23 protein-coding genes are annotated in these 24,682 nt (G+C 71.1%); 14 read left to right on the forward strand and 9 right to left on the reverse strand.

The features are described 5' to 3' along the window. Positions 1-310: 310 nt before the first annotated feature. Positions 311-565: a MoaD/ThiS family protein gene (locus FB384_RS11815; RefSeq protein ID WP_258937137.1), complete on the reverse strand. Its 255-nt coding sequence runs from the start codon at positions 563-565 to the stop codon at positions 311-313. 16 nt (positions 566-581) lie between these two features. Continuing rightward, positions 582-1,718 carry a GTP 3',8-cyclase MoaA gene (gene moaA / locus FB384_RS11820; protein WP_407676079.1) on the reverse strand — a complete coding sequence of 379 codons (1,137 nt, stop codon included), beginning with the start codon at positions 1,716-1,718 and terminating at the stop codon, positions 582-584. Positions 1,719-1,832: 114 nt separating this feature from the next. Here moaA and FB384_RS11825 point away from each other — a divergent pair, with 114 nt between their 5' ends. The 7 genes from FB384_RS11825 to FB384_RS11855 all read left to right on the forward strand — a co-directional run bounded on the left by FB384_RS11825 (position 1,833) and on the right by FB384_RS11855 (position 7,845). Then, positions 1,833-2,264, forward strand: a complete 432-nt coding sequence (locus tag FB384_RS11825) for a TOBE domain-containing protein (RefSeq protein WP_183782665.1) — start codon at positions 1,833-1,835, stop codon at positions 2,262-2,264. 53 nt (positions 2,265-2,317) lie between these two features. Beyond that, a complete protein-coding gene (gene modA, locus FB384_RS11830; protein ID WP_407676080.1) occupies positions 2,318-3,034 on the forward strand; it encodes a molybdate ABC transporter substrate-binding protein in 717 nt (238 codons plus the stop codon). A gap of 118 nt (positions 3,035-3,152) precedes the next feature. Beyond that, positions 3,153-3,959 (forward strand): ABC transporter permease, encoded by an 807-nt coding sequence (locus tag FB384_RS11835; protein WP_183782667.1) that lies wholly within the window; start codon positions 3,153-3,155, stop codon positions 3,957-3,959. Then, positions 3,956-5,110, forward strand: coding sequence for a sulfate/molybdate ABC transporter ATP-binding protein (locus FB384_RS11840; protein WP_183782669.1), 1,155 nt, complete (start codon positions 3,956-3,958; stop codon positions 5,108-5,110). Before FB384_RS11835 ends, FB384_RS11840 begins: the two co-directional genes overlap by 4 nt. Before the next feature lie 9 nt (positions 5,111-5,119). Then, positions 5,120-5,920, forward strand: a complete 801-nt coding sequence (locus FB384_RS11845) for an HAD-IIA family hydrolase (protein WP_228726010.1) — start codon at positions 5,120-5,122, stop codon at positions 5,918-5,920. A 77-nt stretch (positions 5,921-5,997) separates the two neighbouring features. Then, complete coding sequence (locus FB384_RS11850; protein ID WP_183785388.1) at positions 5,998-6,798, forward strand: metallophosphoesterase; 801 nt, start codon at positions 5,998-6,000, stop codon at positions 6,796-6,798. Between the two features lie 195 nt (positions 6,799-6,993). Beyond that, on the forward strand, positions 6,994-7,845 hold the full coding sequence (locus tag FB384_RS11855) for an endonuclease/exonuclease/phosphatase family protein (RefSeq protein ID WP_183782671.1): 852 nt from the start codon (positions 6,994-6,996) through the stop codon (positions 7,843-7,845). A gap of 39 nt (positions 7,846-7,884) precedes the next feature. On the opposite strand, the gene FB384_RS11860 is transcribed toward FB384_RS11855, so the two are convergent. Beyond that, positions 7,885-8,688 (reverse strand): helix-turn-helix transcriptional regulator, encoded by an 804-nt coding sequence (locus FB384_RS11860; protein ID WP_323985204.1) that lies wholly within the window; start codon positions 8,686-8,688, stop codon positions 7,885-7,887. Positions 8,689-9,126: 438 nt separating this feature from the next. Here FB384_RS11860 and FB384_RS11865 point away from each other — a divergent pair, with 438 nt between their 5' ends. Together FB384_RS11865 and FB384_RS11870 are read left to right on the forward strand one after the other, a co-directional pair. Beyond that, the gene (locus FB384_RS11865) at positions 9,127-11,532 is read left to right on the forward strand and encodes a molybdopterin cofactor-binding domain-containing protein (RefSeq protein ID WP_183782675.1); all 2,406 of its coding nucleotides are present in this window, start codon (positions 9,127-9,129) and stop codon (positions 11,530-11,532) included. Positions 11,533-11,542: 10 nt separating this feature from the next. After that, positions 11,543-12,019 (forward strand): (2Fe-2S)-binding protein, encoded by a 477-nt coding sequence (locus FB384_RS11870; RefSeq protein ID WP_183782678.1) that lies wholly within the window; start codon positions 11,543-11,545, stop codon positions 12,017-12,019. Between the two features lie 54 nt (positions 12,020-12,073). On the opposite strand, the gene FB384_RS11875 is transcribed toward FB384_RS11870, so the two are convergent. Continuing rightward, positions 12,074-12,445, reverse strand: a complete 372-nt coding sequence (locus FB384_RS11875) for a YccF domain-containing protein (protein ID WP_183782680.1) — start codon at positions 12,443-12,445, stop codon at positions 12,074-12,076. 81 nt (positions 12,446-12,526) lie between these two features. Further along, positions 12,527-13,288, reverse strand: a complete 762-nt coding sequence (locus FB384_RS11880) for a PhzF family phenazine biosynthesis protein (RefSeq protein WP_183782682.1) — start codon at positions 13,286-13,288, stop codon at positions 12,527-12,529. Positions 13,289-13,439: 151 nt separating this feature from the next. On the opposite strand from FB384_RS11880, the gene FB384_RS11885 reads away from it, so the two are divergent. Beyond that, positions 13,440-15,101 (forward strand): AMP-binding protein, encoded by a 1,662-nt coding sequence (locus tag FB384_RS11885; RefSeq protein ID WP_183782684.1) that lies wholly within the window; start codon positions 13,440-13,442, stop codon positions 15,099-15,101. 105 nt (positions 15,102-15,206) lie between these two features. Further along, the gene (locus FB384_RS11890; RefSeq protein WP_183782686.1) at positions 15,207-15,815 is read left to right on the forward strand and encodes an HAD family hydrolase; all 609 of its coding nucleotides are present in this window, start codon (positions 15,207-15,209) and stop codon (positions 15,813-15,815) included. A gap of 276 nt (positions 15,816-16,091) precedes the next feature. On the opposite strand, the gene FB384_RS11895 is transcribed toward FB384_RS11890, so the two are convergent. Continuing rightward, complete coding sequence (locus FB384_RS11895) at positions 16,092-16,325, reverse strand: hypothetical protein (protein WP_183782688.1); 234 nt, start codon at positions 16,323-16,325, stop codon at positions 16,092-16,094. 165 nt (positions 16,326-16,490) lie between these two features. Between FB384_RS11895 and FB384_RS11900 the strand changes: the two genes are divergently transcribed. Further along, positions 16,491-16,877, forward strand: a complete 387-nt coding sequence (locus FB384_RS11900) for a cold-shock protein (RefSeq protein ID WP_183785390.1) — start codon at positions 16,491-16,493, stop codon at positions 16,875-16,877. Between the two features lie 113 nt (positions 16,878-16,990). Here the strand turns inward: FB384_RS11900 and FB384_RS11905 are convergent, their stop codons facing one another. The 3 genes from FB384_RS11905 to FB384_RS11915 form a co-directional block, all read right to left on the reverse strand. Beyond that, on the reverse strand, positions 16,991-17,503 hold the full coding sequence (locus FB384_RS11905; RefSeq protein ID WP_183782690.1) for a DUF2771 family protein: 513 nt from the start codon (positions 17,501-17,503) through the stop codon (positions 16,991-16,993). 10 nt (positions 17,504-17,513) lie between these two features. Beyond that, entirely contained in the window at positions 17,514-19,613 is a 2,100-nt protein-coding gene (locus FB384_RS11910; RefSeq protein WP_183782692.1) for an MFS transporter, read from the reverse strand. Positions 19,614-19,731: 118 nt separating this feature from the next. Then, positions 19,732-20,535: a glutaminyl-peptide cyclotransferase gene (locus FB384_RS11915; RefSeq protein WP_183782694.1), complete on the reverse strand. Its 804-nt coding sequence runs from the start codon at positions 20,533-20,535 to the stop codon at positions 19,732-19,734. A 108-nt stretch (positions 20,536-20,643) separates the two neighbouring features. On the opposite strand from FB384_RS11915, the gene FB384_RS11920 reads away from it, so the two are divergent. Next, positions 20,644-21,408 (forward strand): DUF3027 domain-containing protein, encoded by a 765-nt coding sequence (locus FB384_RS11920; RefSeq protein WP_183782696.1) that lies wholly within the window; start codon positions 20,644-20,646, stop codon positions 21,406-21,408. Further along, the gene (locus FB384_RS11925; RefSeq protein ID WP_183782698.1) at positions 21,405-24,389 is read left to right on the forward strand and encodes a sacsin N-terminal ATP-binding-like domain-containing protein; all 2,985 of its coding nucleotides are present in this window, start codon (positions 21,405-21,407) and stop codon (positions 24,387-24,389) included. The genes FB384_RS11920 and FB384_RS11925 overlap by 4 nt, the downstream gene beginning before the upstream one ends. The last annotated feature ends 293 nt before the right edge of the window (positions 24,390-24,682 follow it).

A 24,682-nucleotide genomic window follows, 5' to 3' on the forward strand; every position in this document is an offset into this window, starting at 1 on the left:
GCGCTCGACCGCTCAGCGGCACGCGGTGGTCCAAGCCGCGACCGGTGCCGCAACCCAGCGGTCCCCCAACCACGCGGTCCCCCAACCACGCGCGGTCCCGCAATAGTCCCGGGCTGGCACCGCCGCAGGGACTCAGCGGCCGGGCACCCGGCGACCGGCACTCGGCGACACTCAACGACCCAGTGGCTCTGGGGGCCGGGCAGTTCAGGGGCCGGGCGTCCCGGACCCGCGCGCACGCGCGGGTCCGCGGAGCATGCAGTGACTGGGGCGCCCGCGGGGATGGCGCGACTGCTGGAGCGTTCCGGTGGGGTCAGCCGCCCGCGAACGGTGGCAGCACGTCGAGCTCGCCCTCGGCCGGCAGTGGCCGCTCGGCGTCGCGGACCGCGACGCCGTCGACGAGGAAGCTCGCGGCGTCGAGAATCCGCGGCAGCGAGCCGGGGTGCCGGGTGCGCAGCGCGGCGACCGCGTCGGCCACCGTGGCCCCGGCGGGCAGCTCCAGGGCTTCGGACTCGACTCCTGCTGCGGCGCGCGCGGACGCGAAGTACCGCACGCGCACTGTCGTCACGGCAACCGGCACCCGGTCAGCCTCCGATCGAACTCATCGGCCGGAGCGGTTGTGCGAACCCGGCCTCGTTGATCTCGTGCCCGGCGAGCTTGCCCCACATCGTGTCGCGCCAGACGTTGGCGATGTCCTCGTCGCTCGCGCCGCCGCGCAGCAGCATCCGCAGGTCGGTCTCGTCGTTGCTGAACAGGCAGGAGCGGACGGCGCCGTCGGCGGTCAGCCGGGTGCGTTCACAGGCGGCGCAGAAGGGCCGCGTCACCGAGGGGATGACGCCGACCTCGGCAGGTCCGCCGTCGACCAGCCAGCGTTCTGCGGGCGCGCCGCCGCGTTCGGCGGGGCTCGGCGTGAGCGTGAACTCCGTGGAGAGCAGGTCGAGGATCTCGGTCGCGGTGATCATGTTCGTGCGGTCCCAGCCGTGCTGTGCGTCGAGCGGCATCTGCTCGATGAAGCGCAGGCGGTAGCCGTTCTCCAGTGCGAACCGCAGTAGCGACGTCGCTTCGTGGTCGTTCTCGCCGCGGATGAGCACGGCGTTGATCTTGACCGGTTCCAGGCCTGCGTCGCGAGCGGCGGCGAGCCCGTCGAGTACGTGGCGCAGCCGGTCGCGGCGGGTGATGCGCTCGAACGTCTCCGGGTCGACGGAGTCGAGCGAGACGTTGATCCGGTCGAGACCCGCTTCGGCGAACGCCTCGGCGCGCTTGGCGAAGCCGATGCCGTTCGTCGTCATCGACAGCCGCGGGCGCGGTTCGAGCGAGGTGATCCTCGCGACCAGGTCTTCGAGGTGCGGCCGCAGCAGTGGTTCGCCGCCGGTGAGGCGGATGTCGGTGACGCCGAGTCTGCCGACGGCGATGTCCATGAGGCGGACGAGCTCGTCGTCGCTGAGGACCTGGTCGCCGGGCATCCATTCGAGACCTTCGGCCGGCATGCAGTAGCTGCACCGCAGGTTGCACTTGTCGGTCAGCGACACGCGCAGGTCGGTGGCGACCCTGCCGAAGGTGTCGATCAGCGCCGGATTGTCGGGGCGTGGGGTCGTCGCGGCCGGGCCGGACGAGCGCGCGCCGGGTACCGCCGGCGTGCCGAGGTTCACCGCGTTCCCCGTGCCGCCGGTGCTGTGGCCGTGGCCTGTTGCGTGGCCTGCCGCCGATTCCGCTGCCATCACCACTCACCCTAGTGCCGGGGACCGACAGTGCGTGAGATCGCGAAGGCACCGAATTGGTACCGGTTCGCCGCTCGCTCATGGTCAATTCGCAGATGCGGCGATAACGTTCGATTCATGACGCATTTTCGGTTCTCCGATGCGGCGAGGTTGTTGGGCGTCAGCGACGACACGGTCCGCAGGTGGGTGCGGGTCGGCCAGCTCGAGGCGGGCGAGGACGCTGCGGGCCGCAAAGTGGTCGACGGCGCGGAGCTGGCGGCGTTCGCGAGGCGGCAGGCGGTGAAGTCGTCGGAGGAGGACCGGACGGCCGAGTCGGCCGATCCGACCGAGATCGGCAGGTCGGCGCGGAACCGGTTCGTCGGCCTCGTCACCGAGGTCGTCGCCGACGGGGTCATGGCACAGGTCGAGGTGCAGTGCGGGCCGCACCGCGTGGTGTCGCTGATGAGTGCGGAGGCGGTCCGGGAACTGGGCCTGAAACCGGGCGAGCTCGCGGTGACCGTCGTGAAGGCGACGCAGGTGATCGTCGAGACGCCGCGAGGCGACCGATGATGCGGCCGGGCGTCCGGCAGACGGGGCGAAACGCCCGGCGGGCAGGTGCGGTCGTGCTGGCCTGCCTGCTGATCGCCGCCACGGTCGCGTGCGGTTCGGAGGGCCGCACGCTGAACGTCTTCGCGGCCGCATCGCTCACCGAACCGTTCGGTGAGCTGGAGCGGGCGTTCGAACAGCGACACTCCGACGTCGACGTCCGCCTCAACCTCGCGGGCTCGTCGACGCTCGCCAGTCAGATCGCGGAGGGCGCGCCGGCCGACGTGTTCGCGTCCGCGAACGAAGCGGTGATGGCCGACGCCGCGAGTGACATGGCCGGCGAACCGGAACCGTTCGCGACCAACCGCCTCACGATCGCGGTGCCGTCCGGCAACCCGGCCGGTATCGAGGACTTCGGCGACCTGGCGGGCGGCGACGCGACCGTGGTGGTGTGCCAGCCGCAGGTGCCGTGCGGCGCAGCGGCCGGGCGGCTGGCGGAGCTCACCGGGACGACGCTCCGCCCCGCCAGCGAGGAACAGGACGTCAAGGACGTGCTCAACAAGATCGTCACCGGAGAGGCCGACGCCGGGCTCGTGTACACGACGGATGTCCGGGCCGCGGACGGGAAGCTCGACGAGGTTCCCGTTCCCGAGGCGTCCCGCGCGGCGAACCGGTACCCCATCGCGGTCACCGGCCGTGCGGCCGAGCCCGAGCTCGCCGCCGAGTTCCGCGACCTGGTCCTCGGCGAGGACGGTCGCCGTGTGCTGTCGAAGGCCGGTTTTGGCACCCCGTGACGGCCTGCGCCGCGGCGACATGGGAAGCGGCGACACGGGAGGCGGCGACACGGGGGGTGCCGGAGGTACGGCACGTCACGGCGGCACGGGGCCGGGCGGGGCCGTGCCCTCCGGCCGCATGGTCCGCCTGCGCCGGAGCCGCAACCGGAATCCCGGGTTGCCGTGGGTGCTGTGGATTCCCGCGGGCCTCGCGCTCGCGCTGGTCGTGCTGCCGGTCGTGGGCCTGCTCGTCCGGACCGACTACACCCGCCTGCCGCAGCTGCTGACGTCGGACGCCGCCCTGAGCGCGCTGCGGCTGTCGCTGGTCACGGCCTTGCTGTCGACGATCGCGTGCGTCGTGCTCGGAGTGCCACTGGCCGTGGTGCTGGCAAGGGCGCGCGGCCGCGGTGTGCGGCTCGTGCGGGCCGTGGTGCTGCTGCCGCTCGTGCTGCCACCCGTCGTGGGCGGCCTGGCACTGCTGTTCCTGCTCGGCCGCAACGGCTTCCTCGGCTACCTGCTCGACGTCGTTGCCGGCGTCAGCGTGCCGTTCACGACGACGGCCGTGGTGATCGCGCAGACGTTCGTGGCGATGCCGTTCCTCGTCGTCAGCCTCGAAGGTGCGCTGCGCGGGGGCGGGCAGCGATACGAACTCGTGGCCGCGACGCTCGGCGCGCGCCCGTGGACCGTGTTCCGCCGCGTGACGCTGCCGCTGTTGCTGCCCGCACTCGGTTCCGGTGTGGTGCTGAGTTTCGCCCGGGCACTGGGCGAGTTCGGCGCCACGATCACGTTCGCAGGAAGTCTGGAAGGGGTGACGCGGACCTTGCCGCTCGAGGTGTACGCGCAGGCGCAGGCCGACGTCGACAGTGCCGTGGCGCTGGCGTTGCTGCTGATCGTCGTCGCCGTCGTGGTCATCGCGGTGGCCAGGCCGAAGGCGTTCGACCGATGAGCCTGCACGTGGACGTGGCGGCGACGCGGGGCCGGTTCACCCTCGACGTGGCGTTCGACGTGCCCGGTGGCGGCGTGCTGGCGGTGCTCGGGCCGAACGGGTCCGGCAAGTCGACGCTGTTGCAGTGCCTGGCCGGGCTGCTGGTGCCGGACCGCGGGACCGTGACGCTCGGCGAGCGCACGCTGAGCAGCGTGCCCGGCGTGCAGGTGCCGGTTCACGACCGTGGGATCGGCCTGCTCGCCCAGGACCCGCTGCTGCTGCCGCACCTGACCGTGGCGGAGAACGTCGCCTTCGGGCCGCGGTCCCAGGGCTCCACGCGCACGCGCGCACGCGCGCAGGCGCGCGCGTGGATCAGAGAGGTGGACGCCGTCGAACTCGCCGGGCGCAAACCCGCCCAGCTTTCCGGGGGTCAGGCGCAGCGCGTGGCGATCGCCCGCGCCCTGGCGGGCAGGCCGCGGGCGCTGTTGCTCGACGAACCGCTGTCGGCACTCGACGTCGACGCGGCGCCCGCCGTCCGCGGACTGCTGCGGCGTGTGCTGCGGCGCAGCGGCGCGGCGGATGACCGGTCCGGAGCGGTGTCGGAACGTGACCGTTGCGCCGTGCTGGTCACCCACGACCCGCTCGACGCGCTGGCGCTGGCCGACGACGTCGTGGTCCTCGACGCCGGGCGCATCGTGGAGCGCGGACCGGCCAAGGAGGTGCTGGCCGCGCCGCGCACGCCGTTCACCGCGCGGATCGCCGGCCTGAACCTCGTCCCCGGCGTGGCCGCCGCCGACGGGCTCCACGCCTCGGACGGACGGTTCGTCGCGGGCGTCCGCTCCGACGACTGCGCAGCGGGTGAACCTGCCGTGGCGGTGTTCGCCCCGGGGGCGGTCGCCGTGCATCCGGCGCACGCCCCGCACACGGGCAGCCCGCGCAACGTCGTCGACGCGCGGGTCGCCTCGCTCGAACCGCACGGTGCGGTGATCCGCCTCCGCACCGCAGGTGACGGCGGCGTCGCCGCGGGGATCGCGGCCGATCTGACCCCCGCCTCGGTCGCAGAGCTCGGCCTGGAACCGGGGTCGGCCGTGCGGCTGGAGGTGAAGGCCGCGTCGGTCGCGGTACACGCCGCCGTGGAGTCACCGTCCCCGTTCCGCGCCGCCGAGCCCTAAGGTGGGCGCATGGCCTCGTCGAACGCTCCCTGGACGTACCTCACCGACATGGACGGCGTGCTCGTGCACGAGGAACACCTCGTGCCCGGCGCCGATGACTTCCTCGCCGAGCTGCGCTCTGCCGGCGTGGATTTCCTGGTGCTGACCAACAACTCCATCTACACCCCGCGCGACCTGCGGGCGCGGCTGCTGCACAGCGGTCTGGACGTGCCGGAGTCGGCGATCTGGACCTCGGCGCTCGCGACGGCGAAGTTCCTCCAGGAACAGCGTCCCGGCGGGTCGGCTTTCGTCATCGGCGAGGCCGGTCTGACCACCGCGTTGCACGAGGCCGGATACATCCTCACCGAGACCGACCCCGACTACGTCGTGCTCGGGGAGACGCGGACCTACAGCTTCACCGCCATCACGCGCGCCATCCGGCTGATCGAGCGCGGTGCCCGCTTCATCGCCACCAACCCCGACCCGACCGGGCCGAGCCGCGAGGGGGTGCTGCCCGCCACCGGGTCGATCGCCGCGCTGATCGAACGCGCCACCGGCAAGTCGCCGTACTACGTGGGCAAGCCGAACCCGCTGATGATGCGGTCCGCCCTGCGCTCGCTCGGCGCGCACTCGGAGCACACGATCATGATCGGCGACCGCATGGACACCGACGTGCACTCGGGCATCGAGGCCGGACTGAAGACCGTGCTCGTGCTGTCCGGGATCTCGAGCCGCGAATCAGCCGACCGGTACCCGTTCAAACCGACGCTGATCGTCGACACGATCGCCGACCTCGTGGGCCGCACCGCAGACCCGTTCGGAGCCGCCTGATCCACTCGGGCGCTCCCGACGCCGCAGGGGCAGCAGCCGCAACCGTCGCGGTTCGGAGGGCGTAAAGTCGAGGGGTGATGGACGGGGACATGTTCGTCGTCGGTGATGTGCACGGGCACCGCGACGAGCTGGCCGATGCGCTGCGCGAGCGAGGCCTCATCGACGACGCCGACGACTGGTCGGGCGGCACCGCGACACTGTGGTTCCTGGGCGACTTCGTCGACCGCGGACCCGACGGGATCGGTGCCATCAAGCTGGTCCGCGAGCTGCAACGGCAGGCCGCGGATGCGGGCGGACGCGTCGAGACACTCCTCGGCAACCACGAGATCCTGCTGCTCGGTGTCCACCGGTTCGGCGACGAGGACGTGCCGTCCGATTTCGGCCCGCGGAGTTTCGCCCGCAGCTGGGAGATCAACGGCGGCTGCGAGGCCGACCAGGACGGGCTGACCGACGAGCTCGTCGAATGGCTGGCCACGCGGCCGATGCTCGCCTGCGACGGCGACCATCTGCTGATGCACTCCGACACCCTCGAATACCTCGAGTGGGGCTCGTCGATCGACAAGATCAACGAGACGGTTCACGACGTGCTGGCGGGCGACGACCTGTCGCGGTGGTGGGACGTGTGGCGGCGAATGACCACGCGGTACGCGTTCCGCGGCCCGCACGGCCAGGATGCGGCGCGGGCCCTGCTCGACGAGCTCGGCGGGGAACGGATCGTGCACGGGCACAGCGTGATCGCCGATCAGCTCGGCATCCATCCGGTCGACATCGAGCAGCCGTATCTGTACGCGGGCGGCCGGGTGCTCGGGATCGACGCCGGCCTGTTCGCCGGCGGCCCCTGTCTCGTCGTCCCGTTGCCGTACGTGCCCGAAGACTGACAACCGGGCTGAACGGGTGTAGGCGGTCGATGCCCCCGAGGGCACCTTGGTTGCACTCAATGCAACCAAGGTGCCCTTGGGGGCACATTCGGTGTTACGAAGCGTGGTTGGGGTGTTCACGCGTTCGTGGTTGGCGGCGTGGGCTGGGCGGCATACGCTCCCGGGCGGATCATCGTCCGAGCCCAGGAGCGCCCGATGAAGCGGATCGCCACCGTCGCCGCCGCCACACTGCTCACCGCAGCGCTGGCGGGCCCCGAAGCGTCGGCGGCCCCGCCGCCGGTCGCGCTCACCGTCGCGTCCTACAACATCCATGCCGGAATCGGCACCGACGGGAACTTCGACCTCGACCGCACGGCGACCGCCATCGCGGCGACCGGCGCCGACGTCGTCGCGCTGCAGGAGGTCGACCGGCACTGGGGCGATCGCAGCGAGTACCGCTCCGTGGTCGACGAGCTCGCACGCAAACTCCACATGCACGCACGGTTCGCGCCGATCTACTCGTTCGAACCGCCCGATCGCGGAAAGCCGCGCCGGGAGTACGGCACCGCCGTGCTGTCGCGCTTCCCGATCGCGGAGTTCACCAACCACGATCTGACCCGGTTGTCCACACAGGACCCGGATGCGGGGCCGCAGCCGATGCCGGGATTCGCCGAGGTCGTGGTCCGTGCTCGTGGCTCGCTCGTGCACGTCTACTCGACGCACCTCGACTACCGCGGCGACCCGTCGATCCGCGAGCGGCAGGTGGCCGAAACCCTCGATGTCCTCGCCGCCGACGAGGGCGCACCGCGCGTGCTACTCGGGGATTTCAACACCGCACCCGACGCGGCGGAACTCGATCCACTGTGGACCGAACTGGACGACGGGTTCGCCGAGGCGGGAGCAGGCGACGGGTTCACGTATCCCGCGGAGTCCCCGGAGAAGCGGATCGACTACGCCGCGGTGTCCGGGGAGGTAGGTGTCCGTGGTGCCCGCGTGCCCGCGACGGATCTCGCGGCGACCGCATCGGATCACCGTCCCGTCGTCGCCGACGTCGTCGTGGCGCGCTGACACCGAGCCCTGCGCGGCGCGGCGGGACGGCAGCGGCAGTCACGGAAGTAACCACGACGAACGCGCGCGGACGACCGCCTCGTGGCGGGTGTGCGCGCCGAGTTTGCGCATCGCCGAACGCAGATAGGCCTTCACGGTCTCGGGTGCCAGCGACAGCCGTGCCGCCGTGTCGGCGTTGGTGCAGCCCAGCGCGATCTGCGCCAGCACGTCGGTCTCGCGCCGGGACAGCGCTGCGTTCACGGGAGGTTGGGTGGTGCCCGAACGCAGGTCGGCGAGTCGCTTCGCCACGGCGTACATCCGGTGTTGCAGCCCGGGATCCTGCGTCGAACCGGCGATCGCGCACAGCTCGGAATGCACCGAACGCAGTTCCTCGAGGCTGGCCGTATCGGACACGTCGACACCGCGCGTGGCCGTGATGGTCTCGGCCATGGCCACCCGCCGGTCCACCTCGTCCCGCACGGCCAGTTCGCCTGCCAGCCGCCTGCTGGCGCCGACGAGTTTGTCCTTCGCCCTGTCGCCGACGGGCACCCGCTGCCGGATGGCGCCGTAGAGCACCGCGCGGCAGGTCCCGCCGACCCGCACCGGAACGGCGAGTACCGCCGACAGTCCTTCGGCCTGTACGGGGCCGTCGTAGTCGTGGGTGATGGAGCGGTCGGAGGTGTAGTCCACGACGCCGATCGGTTTGCCCGACGCGACGACCCGCCCGCCGACGCCCCGTCCCGCCCGTACGTCGAGGTTGTTCATGCTGGTGGTCAGAGTGCCGACGAAGTCGGTCAACCGGAGGTGGCCGCCTGCCACCTCGCCGCCGAACGCGACCGGGAAACCGTCGTCGCTCGCCACCACCCGGAGTTCCGCACGGAATGCATCGCGGTCGTCGGGCCGTAAGCGAACACCCGGGGCTGCCTGAAGGTGGGCCATAGTGTCCGTCCTCCGTTGGCTGATCGGCGGGTTCGTCCGCGCCGAAGACACTTGCCACGCCGTTGGGCGTCAGTCGGAGGAGTGTAACGGCCAATTCGGCCCGGTGCGGATACGCGAATGGAGGAACCCGGCCATTACACCCGTACGGGGGCACCTGTCCGGGGAACGTGTGAATGCACAGCGTGACCGGCAGCTCGGCGACAACTGCCGTGTACCCCCGTCTACCACGGCATCTCCGCCGCCGTGCGGTGTCAGCGGTCAACGGCCACCCCAACTCGGGGGTATTGCCTGACGCGTGGGGGAGCGCAACATGTCAGCCCAACTGACGGAGATGATCCCACCACGCACCGTCGAGGAGCTTCCATGCCAGCCCACCGCGCGGACCCGGCAGAGCCGGACGCCGTCTCCCCCGACACCTCGTTCAGCAAGGAACCCACCAGTCGGCGCCGCTTCCTCGGCTACCTGCTGGCTGCCCCGACGCTGGTGGCGGCGGCCGAGCTGGGCGGAGGGACCGGGTTCGGTGCCCCCGCCGCGAACGCGGCCGAGACGGGTGCGGGCGTCCCTCCCAGCCCACAGCTCGCCGACAGTTACGACCTCACCGACGCGCTCGTGCACGCGGCGCGGCCGACGGCGAACCTGATCACGATCACGCTCGACGAGAACGGCCACGCGCACTTCGAGCTGCACCGCACCGAGGTCGGCCAGGGGATCAACACGACGGTCGCCATGCTCATCGCCGAGGAGATGGACCTGCCGCTGGACCACGTGCACGTCACCCTCGCCGACGCACGGCCCGAGTTGATGACCAACCAGCTCACGGGCGGGTCGTCGTCGGTGAGTTCCATCTACTACCCGGTGCGTACGGCCGCCGCGATCGCGAAGGGCAAGCTCCTCGAGGCCGCGAGTCTGGTCCTCGGCGAACAGGCGAACTTCCTCAGTTCGAAGCTCGGCGTGATCACCTCGCGGGCAGGCCGGTCGGTCTCCTACGGCGACCTGGCCACCAAGGCCGCGAGCGACTCGACGAAACAGGTCGAGGCGAACCTCAAAGCCGAGTCCGACTTCGCGATCGTCGGCAAACCGACTCGGCGGATCGACGCGCTGGACGCGGTGACGGGGCGCAAGCAGTTCACCACCGACCTCGACGTCCCCGGCGCGAAGCCGACCATGGTGTGCCGGCCGCCGACGATCAACGGCACGCCGCAGTCGGTCACGAACGCCGAGCAGGTCCGGCGGATGCCCGGCATCACGGACGTCGTGACGATCAGCAGCGGTGTCGCCGTGCGGGGTGAGACCTACGGACAGTGCATCGACGCGGTCAACGCGCTGGACGTGAAGTGGAGCCCCGGGCCTGTCGACGGGGAGTCCGATGCGACGGTCGAGCAGAAGCTCAAGGACGCGACGCCGCCGGCCGTCATCCCTCCCACACCCGCGACCAAGACGCTGGAACGGCAGTTCACGTTCGCCTTCGTCAACGGCAGTGCCCTCGGTGTCAACGCCGCGATCGCCGACGTGAAGCCGGACAGCGCGGAGATCTGGTCGACGCTGAAGATCCCGATCGCGGCTCAGCAGAACATCGCCCAGGCGCTGGGCATGGCGACCAACCAGGTGACCGTGCACGTGGTCTCCGGCGGTGGGTCGTTCGGTCGCGCGCTGTTCCACGACGCCGCGCTCGAGGCCGCGGAGATCTCGCAGAAGATCGGCAAGCCCGTCAGGCTGATGTGGCACCGCGCCGACGACTGCAGGCAGGGTCGGGTCCACCCGATGTCGGTCGGCACGATCCGCGCGTCGTTCAACGGCGACGTGGTCAGCTTCGAGCAGCATCTCGCGAGCGTGCGGACGGATTTCAGTCACGGGCTCGGGGACGCGGTCAGCTCGACCGTCGCCAGGGAACTGCCCGGCGTGAGCTACACGGTCTCCGAGGCGATCTTCGCGTTGACCACCCCGTCGTTGTACAACTTCGGAATCACCAAGACGCTGCTGACCGAGACGCACCAGTCACCGGAGAACAACCGTCCACGCGGCGGGTTCAACACCGGCAGCACGCGCAACGTGTACTCGCCCGACGTCGTCACGACGCGGGAGCTGTTCGTCGACGAGCTCGCCGAGAAGATGGGCATGGACCCGTACGACTTCCGGCGGAAGTACGTCAAGAACGAGAGCCTGCTGAAGGTGCTCGACAAGGCCGCGGAGGTCGGCGGGTACGGGAAGTCGACCCCGGGCGGAGTCGGGCACGGAATCGCGCTGCACCACGAGTACAAGCAGACGATGGCGTGTTTCGTCGAGCTCGACTGCAGGCCCGAGACCGTCAACCGGAAGGTGCGCGACGGCGTCACCGGGCCGCGCGTGACCCGCGGCGTGCTCGTCACCATCCCCGGTCACATCGTGATCAACCCGCTCGGGCTGGAAGCGATGATGCAGGGCGGGTTCATCGACGGGTTCGCGCAGGCACTGACGGCGAGCGTGCATCTCAACAACGGCCGCATCGCCGAGGCCAGCTGGGACAACTTCTTCTACTGCAGGCAGTGGAATCTGCCGTTCGAATTCACTCCGGTGGTGCTGCCGGCCGAGGAGAGCGAGATCCCGGCTGGCGCGGGTGAGATGGGTGTGGCGCCGTCGTTCGCCGCAACGGCATGCGCCTACCGCGCGGCCACGGGAAAAACGCCGACGCACTTCCCGATCAACCACAACGACCCACTGCCGTTCGAGCCGTACCCGCACGAGCCGCCGCTGCCGCCGTCGCCGACCAACGGCCTGGACTACGCCTACTGAGGAGGCAACGTTGCCCGAACACACCTTCAAGCTCAACGGCAAACCGGTGACCGTCGACACCGAGGACAATGTCCGCCTGCTCTGGGTGATCCGCGACCTGCTCGGCGTCACCGGACCGAAGTACGGCTGCGGTATCAACGTCTGCAAGGCATGTACCTGCCACATCAACGGGAAGGCGTTCAACCCGTGCTCGGTCCAGGTCTCCGACGTCGGCCCCGACGACGAGATCACCACGATCGAGGGGCTCGCCGACACCGTCGAGTCGGACCTGCACCCCATGCAGGAGGCGTGGCTGGATCACGATGTCGTGCAGTGCGGCTACTGCCAACCCGGCCAGATCATGGCCGCGGTCGCCACGGTCAGGAAGGCACGCGACGAGGGCCGTGAACTCACCGATGCCGACATCGAGGGAATCCGGAACGTGTGCCGCTGCGGCACGTACTTCCGGATCCGCGAGGCGATCAAGGACGGCGCCACGCGGATGTGAGCCGCCCGGCTCGGGGGCGCCGTCGAAGCCGTCGCGGGCTCGTCGGCGGCGCCTCTACGTCGGCACGATCTCCCGGCCCAGCGGGACGAGAGCGACGGGAACGAGTTTGATGTTCGCGACACCCAGCGGGATGCCGATGATCGTGATGCACAGCAGCAGCCCGGTCACGAGGTGGCAGAGTGCGATCCACCAGCCGGCCAGCAGCAGCCACAGCACGTTGCCGAGCACCGACGGCACGCCCGCGTCCCGGCGATCCGTCACCGTGCGGCCGAACGGCCACAGCGCATACCTGGCGATACGCAGCGATGCGAGCCCGAACGGGATCGTCACCACGAGGATGCAGCACACGATCCCCGCGATCAGATATCCGAGCGCCAGCCAGAAGCCCGCGAACACGAGCCAGATCAGGTTGAGCAGTACGGTCACGTCGCCAGTCTTTCGGAACCGGCCCCGGCTCGGCCACCCACCGGGGCGGCCGAGCCGGGGAGGGGCGGTGTCACCCCACGGTCACGCGACGAGAGTTCCCTCGACGACGGTGACGGCGGTGCCGGACAGGACGACGTGGTCGCCGTCGAGGCGGGTGCGCACGATGCCGCCGCGCGGAGAGGCCTGTTCACCGGTGAGCTCGCCGCGGCCGAGGCGCTCGGCCCAGTACGGCGCCAGCACGCAGTGGGCCGATCCGGTGACGGGATCCTCCGGAATGCCGATGGCCGGGGCGAACATGCGGCTGACGAAGTCGACGCCGTCGGTGTCGGAGGGGCCGGTGACGATCACCGAATGCGGGTGCAGGCCGGCCAGCACGTCGAAGTCCGGTTCGCAGCTGCGCACGGCGGCGGTGTCGTCGCTGACGACCAGCAGGAACCCGGCGCTGCGGCGGACCTCGGTCACCGGCACCGACGGCAAGGCGCGGGAGACGTCCACGTCGGCGAACCTCGTGGGCGGGTCGGCGGGGAAGCGCATGTCGATGCCCGTCCCCGACCGGGCGCAGCGCAGCTCGCCGGATGCGGTCGCGAACGTCTGCGAGCCGCCCAGCACGTGGGCCGTCGCCAGGGTGGCGTGGCCGCACAGCGACACCTCGGTCGTGGGCGTGAACCAGCGCAGCGGTTTCGGATCCTGCGTGGTGACGACGAACGCCGTCTCCGCGTGCTTCATCTCCGCGGCCACGGACTGCATCCAGTGTTCGTCGGCCGGTTCGTCGAGCAGCACGACGGCGGCCGGGTTTCCACGGAAGGCGGTGTCGGTGAAGGAGTCGACTACGTAGAGCTGCATGACCACACCCTAGGGCCGGCGGCCGGGAGCCGGTGTCGCCGTACTGCCGCGAGCCATGGCCTCACGCCAGCTGCTGAGCTGTGGCCCCTTGCCCGTGGGGTCCCTAGACTGACCGGCGGAAACGTCAATGCTGACGCCCAAGGAGCACATCATGAATTCGCCAGCTGCCACGCCCGTCCTCCCCAGCTATGCCTCCGGGACGTCGGACGTCCCGCTGCTCGGCGACACGATCGGCGACAACTTCGACCGGACGGTGGCGGCCTGCGGTGATCGTGACGCGCTGGTGGACCTGCCGTCCGGGCGCAGGTGGACGTACCGGGAGCTGAAGGCCGACATCGACGCACTCGCGCTGGGGCTGCTCGCCAAGGGCGTTTCGAAGGGTGACCGCGTCGGAATCTGGGCGCCGAACTGTCCGGAATGGACTTTGACGCAGTACGCGACGGCCAAGATCGGAGCGGTTCTCGTCAACATCAATCCGGCGTATCGCGCACACGAACTGGAGTATGTGCTGAACCAGTCCGGTATTCGCATGCTCGTCGCCGCGGCGAGTTTCAAGACCTCCGACTACGCCGCGATGATCGACGAGGTGCGTCCGCGCTGTGAATCCCTGTCCGACGTCGTGCTCCTGCAACGTCCTGAGTGGACGGCATTGTTCGAATCGGACGGTGATGCCGAGAAGCTCGCCGCCGCTTCGCGGAACCTGTCGGCCGACGACCCGATCAACATCCAGTACACGTCCGGCACGACGGGATTCCCGAAGGGCGCGACACTGTCGCACCACAACATCCTCAACAACGGATTCTTCGTCGGCGAGCTGTGCAACTACACCGAGCGGGACCGGATCTGCATCCCCGTGCCGTTCTACCACTGCTTCGGCATGGTGATGGGAAACCTGGCCGCCACGAGTCACGGCGCCTGCATGGTGATCCCGGCGCCGGGGTTCGACCCGAAGTCGTCACTCGAGGCCGTGCAGGCCGAGCGGTGCACGTCGCTCTACGGCGTGCCGACGATGTTCATCGCCGAACTCGCCGAGGACGGTTTCGACGACTACGACCTCTCCACGCTGCGCACCGGAATCATGGCGGGCTCGCCGTGTCCGGTCGAGGTCATGAAACAGGTCATCGAGCGGATGGGGATGGCCGAGGTGTCGATCTGCTACGGCATGACCGAGACGTCGCCGGTCTCCACGCAGACGCGCGCCGACGACACCATCGAACGCCGGGTGTCCACTGTGGGCAGGGTCGGTCCGCACCTCGAGGTGAAGGTGATCGACCCGGCCACCGGGCTGACCGTGCCGCGCGGCGAACCGGGCGAGTTGTGCACCCGCGGCTACTCGGTGATGCTCGGCTACTGGAATCAGCCGGACAAGACGTCCGAGGCCATCGACTCCGCGCGCTGGATGCACACCGGCGACCTCGCCGTGATGGACGACGCCGGCTACGTCAACATCACCGGCCGCATCAAGGACATGGTCATCCGCGGCGGCGAGAACATCTACCCGCGTGAGATCGAGGAGTTCCTCTACACGCACCCGGACGTGCTCGATGCGCAGGTCATCGGAGTGCCGGACGCCAAGTACGGCGAGGAACTCATGGCGTGGGTGCGCATGCGCGAAGGTGCCGAGCCGCTGACGGCCGAGGCGCTGCGGGAGTTCTGCCAGGGCAAGCTGGCGCACTACAAGATCCCCCGCTACGTCCGGGTGGTCGACGACTTCCCGATGACGGTCACCGGCAAGGTGCGCAAGGTCGAGATGCGGCAACAGGCCGTCGAACTGCTGGGGCTGAAGGACCTCGCCGAGTCCGAGCACGCCTGAGCGGCCGTGTTGTGCGCCCGGGCGCACAACACGGCCGCTGGGATCCGCAACACGGCCGCTGGGATCCGCAACGGGGACGGCGCGGGGGCGATTACCGTGGTCCGGGTGCTGACATGCGTGGGATTCGACCTGGACATGACGTTGATCGACCCGCGGCCCGGGATGGTCGCGGCGATGAACCGGCTCGGTGAGGACAACGACCTGCCGCTGGACGGGGAGCAGTTCGCAGCCCACCTCGGGCCGCCGCTCGACCAGGCGTTGCGTGGGTTCGGCGCTCCCGAGGAGCGGATCCCGGACCTGATCACGCAGTTCCGCACGAACTACCCCGACATCGTGATCCCGCGCACGGTGGCACTGCCAGGTGCGAAGGAATCCCTCGAGACGGTCCGCGAGCTGGGTGCGACGGCCCTGGTGGTCACGGGCAAGTACGGGCCGAACGCCGACCTGCACGTCAAGTCGCTCGACCTGCCGGTCGACCGTCTCGTCGGGGATCTGTGGTCCACGGGCAAGGCCGAGGCGCTGATCGAACACGGTGCGACGGTTTATGTCGGGGACCACATCGGTGACATGTACGGCGCCCGGGCGGCCGGTGCGGTCGCGGTGGGCGTGGTCACCGGGCCCTGCTCCCGTGACGAACTCGTCGAGGCGGGCGCCGAGGTGGTGCTCGGTTCGCTGACGGAGCTGCCCGACTGGCTGCGCGGCACGTTCACGTAACCGGTCACGGACCGGGTGCGGTGCGCGGTACCGGCCGGCGGGACGGATCGTCCGGGACCGGTCGGGACCGTGGCCGGTCCCGGCCCGGAAACGCGTGGAGTCGACACATCGCCTGACGGCCGCAGCGCGGCGAGAGCCGTGCAGATTCGAGCCGATCCCTGAAGCCGTGCCGATCCCGGGTCGTGAGCCCACCCTGGCGCGGACCGCCGCGGTCCCGGCGACCGGAGCCTCGGTGTAGGGAGCCTCGGTATCGGGGCTCCGATGTCGGACCCGGTGTCAGGAGCCCTTGTGTTCGCGGACGAGGGCGATCAGGCCGAGGCCGAGGCCGAGCGGTGTGACGACGCCAGCGGCCACCGACAGCCACACCGGAAGGTCTTCCATCCCGGCCGCGAACAGGACGAACACGATGATCACGGCAAGCATGCCGACGGCGAACAGGCCGACGCCGAGACGCATCAGCAGGGGCTTTCCGGTGCGGGCCGCCTGCTCGTCCGAAGTGCTGGTCGTCATGAGTGCTCATAGTAGAGCCTGCAATGTCCTGGAACGCACCGTGTGTGGCGAGATAAGCTTGACGGTACGCGCGTCCTGGGTACGCAGACCTGGGGCGCGTTCGTCATGCGGGACGGGCACAGCAGCCCGCACCGCGGTCAGAGCAGCGAAGGAACGGTGAGGGAAGTGCCGACCGGCAAGGTCAAGTGGTACGACGCGGATAAGGGGTTCGGCTTCGTCACGCAGGACGGCGGCGAGGACGTCTTTATTCGGAAGGCCGCGTTGCCGCAGGGTGTGGAATCCCTCAAGTCCGGTCAGCGGTTGGAGTTCGGGGTGGCCGACGGCCGCCGCGGTCCGCAGGCGCTGTCGATCCGGCTGCTGGACGCGCCGCCGTCGGTCGCCGAGGCGCGCCGCCGTCCCGCGGAGGAGCTGCACGGCATGGTCGACGACATGATCAAGCTCCTGGAGGCGACGGTACAGCCGGAGCTGCGGCGTGGCAGGTATCCGGAGCGGAAGAAGACCAAGAAGATCGCCGAGGTCATGCGGGCCGTCGCCCGTGACCTCGATCCCTGATCTCTGTCCGTTCCTGAGGACAGCGACCCCGGTGACGCAGCGGCCGTCGCCGGGGTCGCTGCATCACGTCGGCCTCGTGACGCCGGGACCGGCTCGACACGGGGTCGGCCGGGTCACCGCCGGTCGAGGTCGGGGGATGCGGAGTTCTGCAGCGACCAGATGCCGCGGGTGACGAGCTGGGGCTGGCCGTGCTCGTCGACGATGGGGTTGCCCTGTGCGTCGACGCCGTAGGCGGCGCCGATCTGCTGTACCTCGACGACCGCCACCCGGTCCTGCGGTGTCGGTGGCGTGGCGGTGTAGGCGTGCCGTGAGCCGTCGGTGAACGCCCGCTGGTCGACGGACTCCTCGCCGGTCTCGGTGTTGAGGTACTGGACGATGATCACCCACGGGGTGTCGGCCACGTTGCCCGGCACCGATACCTGCACGGGCATGCCCGGCCGGACGTCGAGGTTGACCGGGGTGTTCTCGTCGCCGCACTCCTTGAGGACCTCGTCGCAGTAGATGAGGGGTGCGGCGACGGTCGTGTCGCCGTCGGCGTAGAAGGTGACCTCCGGGTCCGGCGCCGCCGAGCAGCCCGTCACGAACAACGCCGCGCAGCCCAGCAAGGCTCCTACCGCTCGTCGCATGTTGCTCAGGTTACGGCTCGCGTGCGGGTTCGGCGGCCGAGGGGCCTCCGGCCGGGCCTGCTGCCCCATCGGACGGGCCGGCGGTGGGACCGTTGCCGGAGCCGTTCGTGGAGCCGTACGACCTGCCGGCCCCTGCCGCCGGTCCACGCGCGGCGCCCTGCGACGAGCCGGTGGGCGACGCGGACGAGCCAGCGGCCGGTTTGCGGGCGGTCCTGCTGGCCATGGACTTCAGCTGCCCGCCGAGGTTCGGCAGCATCGACTTGCCGGCGCGGGCGAGCCACGTCTGCGTCAGGCCCAGCGCGAGCAGCACCGACACGACCAGGAAGCCGATCCAGTACGTGGGCGGCAGCAGCAGGCCGACGGCGCCGCCGGACACCCACGCGAGCTGCAGCACGGTCTCCGACCGGCCGAACGCCGACGCTCGCGACTCCTCGGGCATGTCCTGCTGGATCACCGCGTCGAGGGAGTTCTTCGCCAGTGCGCTCGCGGTGGCTCCGGCGAGCCCGACGATCGCCGCGGTGGTCAGGCCCGACGCGACGGCGGCGATGACCGTGGACGCCAGCGCCGAGGCCACGCACACGAGGATGACCTGGTCGGGGTTGCCGAATTGCATCCGCGAGCCGATCGCGTTGCCGATGAACCCGCCCGCACCGGCCGCGGCGCCGATCACGCCGAGCATGATCAGCTGCATGAACGGGCTGTAGTCGCCTGCCTCGGTCTGTTCCTTCACGGCGAAGGCCGCGAACATCATCAGGAACCCGGTGAGCAGGCGGATCGAACCGTTGCCCCACAGCGCCACCGTGGTGTGGTGGCTCATGGGAGTGCGTTTCGGCCTGGCCTGTCTGGCGTCGGCACCGGTGGCGTGGTGGTCGGTCAGCGAAGCAGGGACCTCGCCCTCGGTGACCTCGACCCACGACGGGATGCGCATCGCCTGGAACGCGCCGATACCGCAGATGACGGCCGTGTACCAGAGTGCGGCCGACGAGCCGAACAGCGAGTTCAGTCCGGCGGCCACCGCGCCGAACGCGCCACCCGCGGCGAGGCCGAAGACGGTCAGTCGCGCATTGGTTTTGGACAGAGTTATCTCCGGTGGCAGGACACGTGGTGTCACCGCCGCCTTGAGCACCATGAACGACTTCGACAGGACCATCTTCCCCAGCGCGGCGGGGTAGAGGATCCAGCTGTCGAAGTTCAACGCCATCAGCACGCACATGAGCAGCTGCCCCGCGCTGGCGATGCACATGGCGAGCCTGCGGCCGCGCTGGATGCGGTCCAGTGCGGGTCCGATCACGGGCGCGACCAGTGCGAACGGTGCGATCGTGATGAGCAGGTAGAGCGCGACCTTGCCGCGGCTCTCGCCGCTGCTCGCCGCGAAGAACAGCGTGTTGGCCAGCGCGACGGCCATGGCCGCGTCACTGGCGTAGTTCAGCATCACCGCGTACGTCAGCGAGGTCAGCCCGGACTTCTCGGCGCCGTCGGCCTTCGCCGCCCGCTGGAACGCGCCGACGGCCTTGCCGGACAGCTCCCTGCTGCGCAGGGCCGCGACGCGGGTCACGGTCAGCTTGCGCGGCGTCTTCGTGCCGGCGTCGAACCCGTGCTCGGTGTCCTCGGGCGGTGCCTGCGGGCCGTGCGACCCACCCGGCTGCTCCTGGTGGCCGCCGGGGCGGTCCGGTTCGGGCCCCTCGCCGGGTCTCGGCGGGTAGCCGCCCGTGTCGTAGTAGTCGCCGAAGTCGTTGCGGCCGCTCGGCGGCTGCGGCGCCTGTTCCCACGGCCGGGGCGGATACGGACGGGATCCGCGGGGCGGAACGGGGATCGCGCCGGTCGGGGCGTTGTCGGCCGTCACGTCCGGTGGCTCGGGCGGCCGCCGAGGTGGCTGCGGACCCGGCTGCGGCTGCGGACCTGGCTGCGGCGGGTGCGGCTGCTGGGGCCCACCACGGGGCTGCTGGGGCGGCTGCTGGGGCCCACCACGTCGTTCCTGCCGGTCAGGACCCGGCGGGCGGGGTGTCTGACGGGGCCGGGTCGGGTTCCTCGGTGGGGTGTTCTCGGCGGGCGGTTGCTGTGACCCCGGTTCGGGTGTCCACCTCCGCTTGCCCCGCTTGTTCGACCCCATGTGCTCAATCCTGCCGTACTCGTCCCCGACCCGTCCGGGTGATGCTCGACTCGCCCGCTCGACTCTGCCCGCTCGAGGCCGCCCGCTCCTCTTCGCGGGCGGTCCGCCCCTGGGCGGCTCAGTTCGCCGGACCGAACGTCACCCGGAACATTTTCGGCCACAGCTTGCCCGTGATCAAAAAGCGGTCCGATCCCGGATAGGCGGCGATGCCGTTGAGGACCGCCTCGGGGGAGGTGACCTCGCCGTCGTCGAGCAGCCCGGAGGCGTCGATGCGTGCGGTCACCCGTCCGTCGGCGGGGTCGATGCGGACGATGTCCTCGGTCTGCCACACGTTGGCGTAGACGTCGTCGCCGACGCATTCGAGTTCGTTGAGGTTCTCGACCGGGCTGCCCGCCTCGGTGACCTCGACCGATCCCTGCGGTGCGAACGTCTCGGGGTCACGGAACGTCAGCGTCGCCGAACCGTCGCTCATGACCAGCCGATTCTCCTGGTCGCACAGGCCCCAGCCCTCGCCGTCGTAGGACACGCGGCCACGTTCGGCGAGCGTTTCCGGGTCGCGCTCGATGGCGACGCCGCTGGTCCACGTGAGCTGCCACACCCGGGCGTCGGTGACCGTGATGCCCTCGCCGAAGAACTCCTCGGGCAGGTCCACGCTGCGTTCCGGCGGCCCGCCCGCGGGGCCCGCCGTCAGCGTCGACTGCCCGTTGCGCCCGGTGCCCTCGTAGAGCGTCTCGCCCGCGAACTCGAGGCCCTGGGTGAACGCGGTCTCGTCGTGCGGCAGTTCCTGTTCGACCTGCACGCGCAGCTGCTCGACGCCGTCGCCCGAGCTCGTCCGCGCACCCTGTTCGGCCCGGTCGGCGGTGCCGGGTGCGCAGGCGGCGAGAACGGTGGCGGCAGCGAGCAGGATCGATGCGCGTTTCACGCCGTCGAGCCTCGCACAGGTGTCTCGGTGCGGTCCGCCCGCGTGTGCGCCCTCGCCGTTTCGGCGGCCGCGCAGGCGGGGGACTGCCCGTGCGGCACAATGGCGACCATGACGTTGCCTGTCACCCTCGACAACGGTGCGAACCGGCAGAAGCTGGTCGACGCGGTGGAGACGGCGCGCGAGGCGGCCGTCCTCGACGCGGGCGAGGAGCACGTGGGCGCGCACGTCGGTGTCGAACACGAGGACGCCGTGTCCGTCAGCCACCTGTTCGATGCTCTCGTGGCCGGATACCGCGGCTGGCGCTGGTCGGTGACGGTCGCGGCGACGGGTGAAGACTCTCCCGTGACGGTCAGCGAGGTCGTGCTGCGCCCGGGGCCGGACGCCCTGGTCGCGCCGAGCTGGGTGCCGTGGGAACGCCGGGTGCGCGCCGGCGATCTCGGAGTGGGCGACCTCTTCCCGCCCGAACCCGGTGACGACCGGCTCGTGCCCGCCTACCTGGACGTCGACGACCCCGAGGTGACCGAGACCGCCCACGAGCTGGGGCTCGGCAGGGCGCGCGTGATGTCGCGCGAGGGCCGGGAGGACTCGGCGAGGCGCTGGAAGGGCGGCGAGTACGGCCCGCGCGCGGACATGGCGCGCAGCGCGCCGGCGACGTGCGGCACCTGCGGGTTCTACCTGCAGCTGGGCGGGTCGATGAAGGCGGCGTTCGGCGTGTGCGGCAACGAGTACGCGCCCGCCGACGGGCACGTCGTGCACGCCGAGTACGGCTGCGGCGCGCACTCGGAGGTCAAGGTCGAGACGGCGCCGTCGGTGCCCGTCGCCGAGCTGGTCTACGACGATTCGCTGCTCGACTCCGAGCCCGCGAGTGGGTGAGCGGCCTGCCTGACGCGTTCGGCCTGGACCGGCTGCGCGCCGCCGTCCTGCGTGCCTGGGAGGATTCGCCGACCAGGCTGACCGAGGACACCAACGCCGAACGCGACCTGCGTGCCGGCGGGTATCGCGACCGGCTGCTGGTCGAACTCGCCCAGAACGCCGCGGACGCCGCCGCGCTGGCCGGGCGGCCGGGACACCTGCGCGTGGCGGTGACGGGCGGCGAACTGCGCGTGGCGAACACGGGCGCGCCGCTCGACGAGGCGGGCGTGGCCGCGCTGGCTTCGCTGCGGGCTTCGGCCAAACCGGCCGGCACGGTCGGCCGGTTCGGGGTCGGCTTCGCCGCGGTGCTGGCGGTGACGTCGGAGCCGCGCATCGTCTCGAGCACCGGTGGTGTGGTGTTCTCCGAGCAGCGCACGAAGGCCGAGGCAGGCGCCGATGACGTGCCGGTGTTGCGGCTGCCGTGGCCACCCGGCGTCGACGAACCTCCCGTTCCCGACGGATTCGACACCGAGGTGCGGTTGCCGCTGACGGTGCCTGCCGGCGACGTGCTGGCCGCGATCACCGCCGACGTGCCGGATCTGCTGCTGGCGTTGCCGCGGCTGGCGCGCGTGGACGTCGACGGCCGCACCTGGACGCGATCGGAAGAGAAGGCAGACGCCGGAGGTGGCGTCGTCATGTTGTCGACGCCGGAGGGAACGGCGCGGTGGCTGACGCACGCCGAGGACGGCGTGGTGTGGGCGCTGCCGGTCGACGACGCCGACGCGGGCACGCCGGTGCCGCGCACCGAGGACGTGCTGCACACGCCGACGCCGACGGACGAGCGGTTGTCGCTGCCCGCGCGGCTGTTCGCGCCCGTGCCGGTCGAGCCGTCGCGCAGGCGCGTGCTGACCGGTGAGGCGGCCCGGCCGGTGCTCGCCGCCGCGGCCCGGATCTATCCGCGGTTGGCACGTCGCCTGGAGTCCGCGCACCGGTCGATGGCCGTACCCGAGGCACGCTTTCCGCTGTCCGAAGTGGACGCCGAGCTCCGTGACCTCGTGATCGCGGAACTGTCCGAACAGGATTGGCTACCGGCCGTCGCGGGCGGCGAGGTCGCAGGCGGGCGGGCCCGCGTGTTGCCGGTGGATGCGCCGGAGCTGGTCGGGCTGCTCGCCGACGTGGTCCCCGGCCTGGCCGTCGCGTGCGGGCCCGGTGCGGCCCGGCTGCTCGAGACGGTGGGTGCGCGCGCGATCGGCGTCGCCGAGGTCGCCGAGGCGCTCACCGGGATCGACCGGACTCCGGCCTGGTGGCACGGGCTCTACGACGCGTTGCTCGCCGCCGTCGAGCGGCGCGAGATCGACCCCGCCGAGCTGGGCGGGATCCCGGTTCCGCTCGCCGACGGCCGCACCGTCCCGGGGCCGCGCGGTGCGCTGCTGCCGGATCCCGCACTGGCGGCTTCCGGCCTGGACGACATCGGCGGACTCGACGTCGTCGGGCTGCACCTGGTGCACCCCGAGGCGGCGCATCCGCTGCTCGAACGCCTCGGTGCCGACCGCGCCGGCCCCGCGGAGCTGCTGGCGTCGCCTGCGCTGCGGGAGGCCGTGCAACGCAGCGTCGAGGACGCCGTCTCCGGCGTGGACGTCCGGCCGTTCGTCGACGCGGTGCTGCGGCTCTCCGGTCATGGCGACGCGGCCGAACTGGGAGCCCTGGCGCTGCCCGCACGGTCCGGGTGGCGTAGAGCCGACGAACTGGTGCTGCCCGGAGCACCGGTACTCGAGGTGTTCGACCCGGAAGCCGTGGGCGAGGACGGCGCACTCGACGTGCTCGACGAGACCTTCGCCGGATTCCACGACCCGGCCGCGCTCACCGCGCTCGGGGTGCTCGACTCGTTCGCGCTGGTCACCGACGACGAGCCGGCCGAAGCCGACCACGAGCTGCCCGACGAGGCCGCGTGGTGGGAGGCTGCGGCACCGGCGCGGGTGTATGCGGTGCGCGATCTCGACCTCGTCGCCGACGACGCCTGGCCCGCGGCGATCCGGCTGCTGGCGCAGCGGCCGGAGACGTGGCGTGCGTTGACCGAACCCGGCGGGCACACGCCGTGGTGGCTCGCGCGGTTCGCGCTGCTCGGCGGGCGCGCCCCGATGGACTGGCGGATGCCCGCGGCCCACGACCTCGCCGGACTGTTCGACCCGGTGCCCGACGTCGGCCTGTCGCCGGAGCAGCTTGCCGTCGTCGGCGTCCGTGGCGGGCTGCCGGATGCCTCCACTGTGGACTCCGACGACGTCGCGGACCTGTGCGACCGGCTGGCCGATCCCGACCGGTCGGTGCCGCTCGGGCTGACGCTGCGGGTCCATCGGCTGGTGGGCGAGCACCGGCCGGTGGCGACCGGCGGCCACGTCGACCCGCCGGACCGGGTGCGCACGCTCGATGGCGCGGTCGCCGACGCCGAGGACGTCGTCGTGCTGGACGGGCCGTGGTTGCTCGGTGCGGCTGCTCCCTCCCGGTTCGTGGCGTGCGCAACCGCCGGCACCCCCGGCCGTCGGGCCGGCGGGACCGGTGGTGGTTCCGATGCGGGCATTCCTGATACCGGCCCGGTGGCCGCGTTGGCCGAGGCGTTCGACCTGCCGCTCGCCACCGACGTGATCGACGCCGATGTGAGCAGCGAGGGCGAGTTCGCGGCGTGGCCGGAACTGCCCGCCGTCGTCGAGGTCGCCGAGCTGCTGGGCGTGGCACTGCCGGAGGGAGGCGTCGTCGTGCACGATCACCTCACGGTGGCCGGTGCCGACGTCAGTGGGAACAACGTGGCCGTTCCGTGGTGGTGCCGCCCCGATCCGCACGGCGGGCCGGCCGGCGGTGCCGGTCCTGCCGAAACCGGGGTGCTGCACGCGACGGACACGTCCGACGGTCTGGCCAGGGCGTTTGCCTGGGCGGCCGGACTGTGGTTACGCCGGTGGGAGATCGCCGCGCTGCTCGACGATCCGGACCCGAGGACGCTGCTCGGCTGACGGCGGTCCGCCCCGCCTCGAGCCGATACCTGTCGATCGATATCTGTCGGCGGGGGACGTGCCGGCCGGGCGGAGAGCCGGTTGCGGGGCCGGCGGGAATCGTCACGATGAAGGGCGGGCCCCGAACGAGGGGGAGGTGTGCGGGGCCCGCCGACATCCAGGGTACGGAGTGGGCGGCGGTTCTGTCCCGTGGTCTAGATCAGGTGTTGCCGACTCGTGTTCTCCCGCTCGACCGGCGGATCCACAGGCTCGCGGCAGCGGTCCACATGGTGGTTCGGACGGCGGTGGCGGCG

Source organism: Prauserella sediminis (assembly GCF_014195435.1).
Classification (GTDB): Bacteria; Actinomycetota; Actinomycetes; order Mycobacteriales; family Pseudonocardiaceae; genus Prauserella; species Prauserella salsuginis.

Coding starts and splice junctions, on each gene's coding strand:
- FB384_RS11825 (WP_183782665.1), top strand. CDS start 1,833: ATGACGCATTTTCGGTTCTCCGATGCGGCGAGGTTGTTGGGCGTCAGC.
- FB384_RS11835 (WP_183782667.1), top strand. CDS start 3,153: ATGGTCCGCCTGCGCCGGAGCCGCAACCGGAATCCCGGGTTGCCGTGG.
- FB384_RS11840 (WP_183782669.1), top strand. CDS start 3,956: ATGAGCCTGCACGTGGACGTGGCGGCGACGCGGGGCCGGTTCACCCTC.
- FB384_RS11845 (WP_228726010.1), top strand. CDS start 5,120: ATGGCCTCGTCGAACGCTCCCTGGACGTACCTCACCGACATGGACGGC.
- FB384_RS11850 (WP_183785388.1), top strand. CDS start 5,998: ATGGACGGGGACATGTTCGTCGTCGGTGATGTGCACGGGCACCGCGAC.
- FB384_RS11855 (WP_183782671.1), top strand. CDS start 6,994: ATGAAGCGGATCGCCACCGTCGCCGCCGCCACACTGCTCACCGCAGCG.
- FB384_RS11865 (WP_183782675.1), top strand. CDS start 9,127: ATGCCAGCCCACCGCGCGGACCCGGCAGAGCCGGACGCCGTCTCCCCC.
- FB384_RS11880 (WP_183782682.1), bottom strand. CDS start 13,288: ATGCAGCTCTACGTAGTCGACTCCTTCACCGACACCGCCTTCCGTGGA.
- FB384_RS11885 (WP_183782684.1), top strand. CDS start 13,440: ATGAATTCGCCAGCTGCCACGCCCGTCCTCCCCAGCTATGCCTCCGGG.
- FB384_RS11895 (WP_183782688.1), bottom strand. CDS start 16,325: ATGACGACCAGCACTTCGGACGAGCAGGCGGCCCGCACCGGAAAGCCC.
- FB384_RS11905 (WP_183782690.1), bottom strand. CDS start 17,503: ATGCGACGAGCGGTAGGAGCCTTGCTGGGCTGCGCGGCGTTGTTCGTG.
- FB384_RS11910 (WP_183782692.1), bottom strand. CDS start 19,613: ATGGGGTCGAACAAGCGGGGCAAGCGGAGGTGGACACCCGAACCGGGG.
- FB384_RS11920 (WP_183782696.1), top strand. CDS start 20,644: ATGACGTTGCCTGTCACCCTCGACAACGGTGCGAACCGGCAGAAGCTG.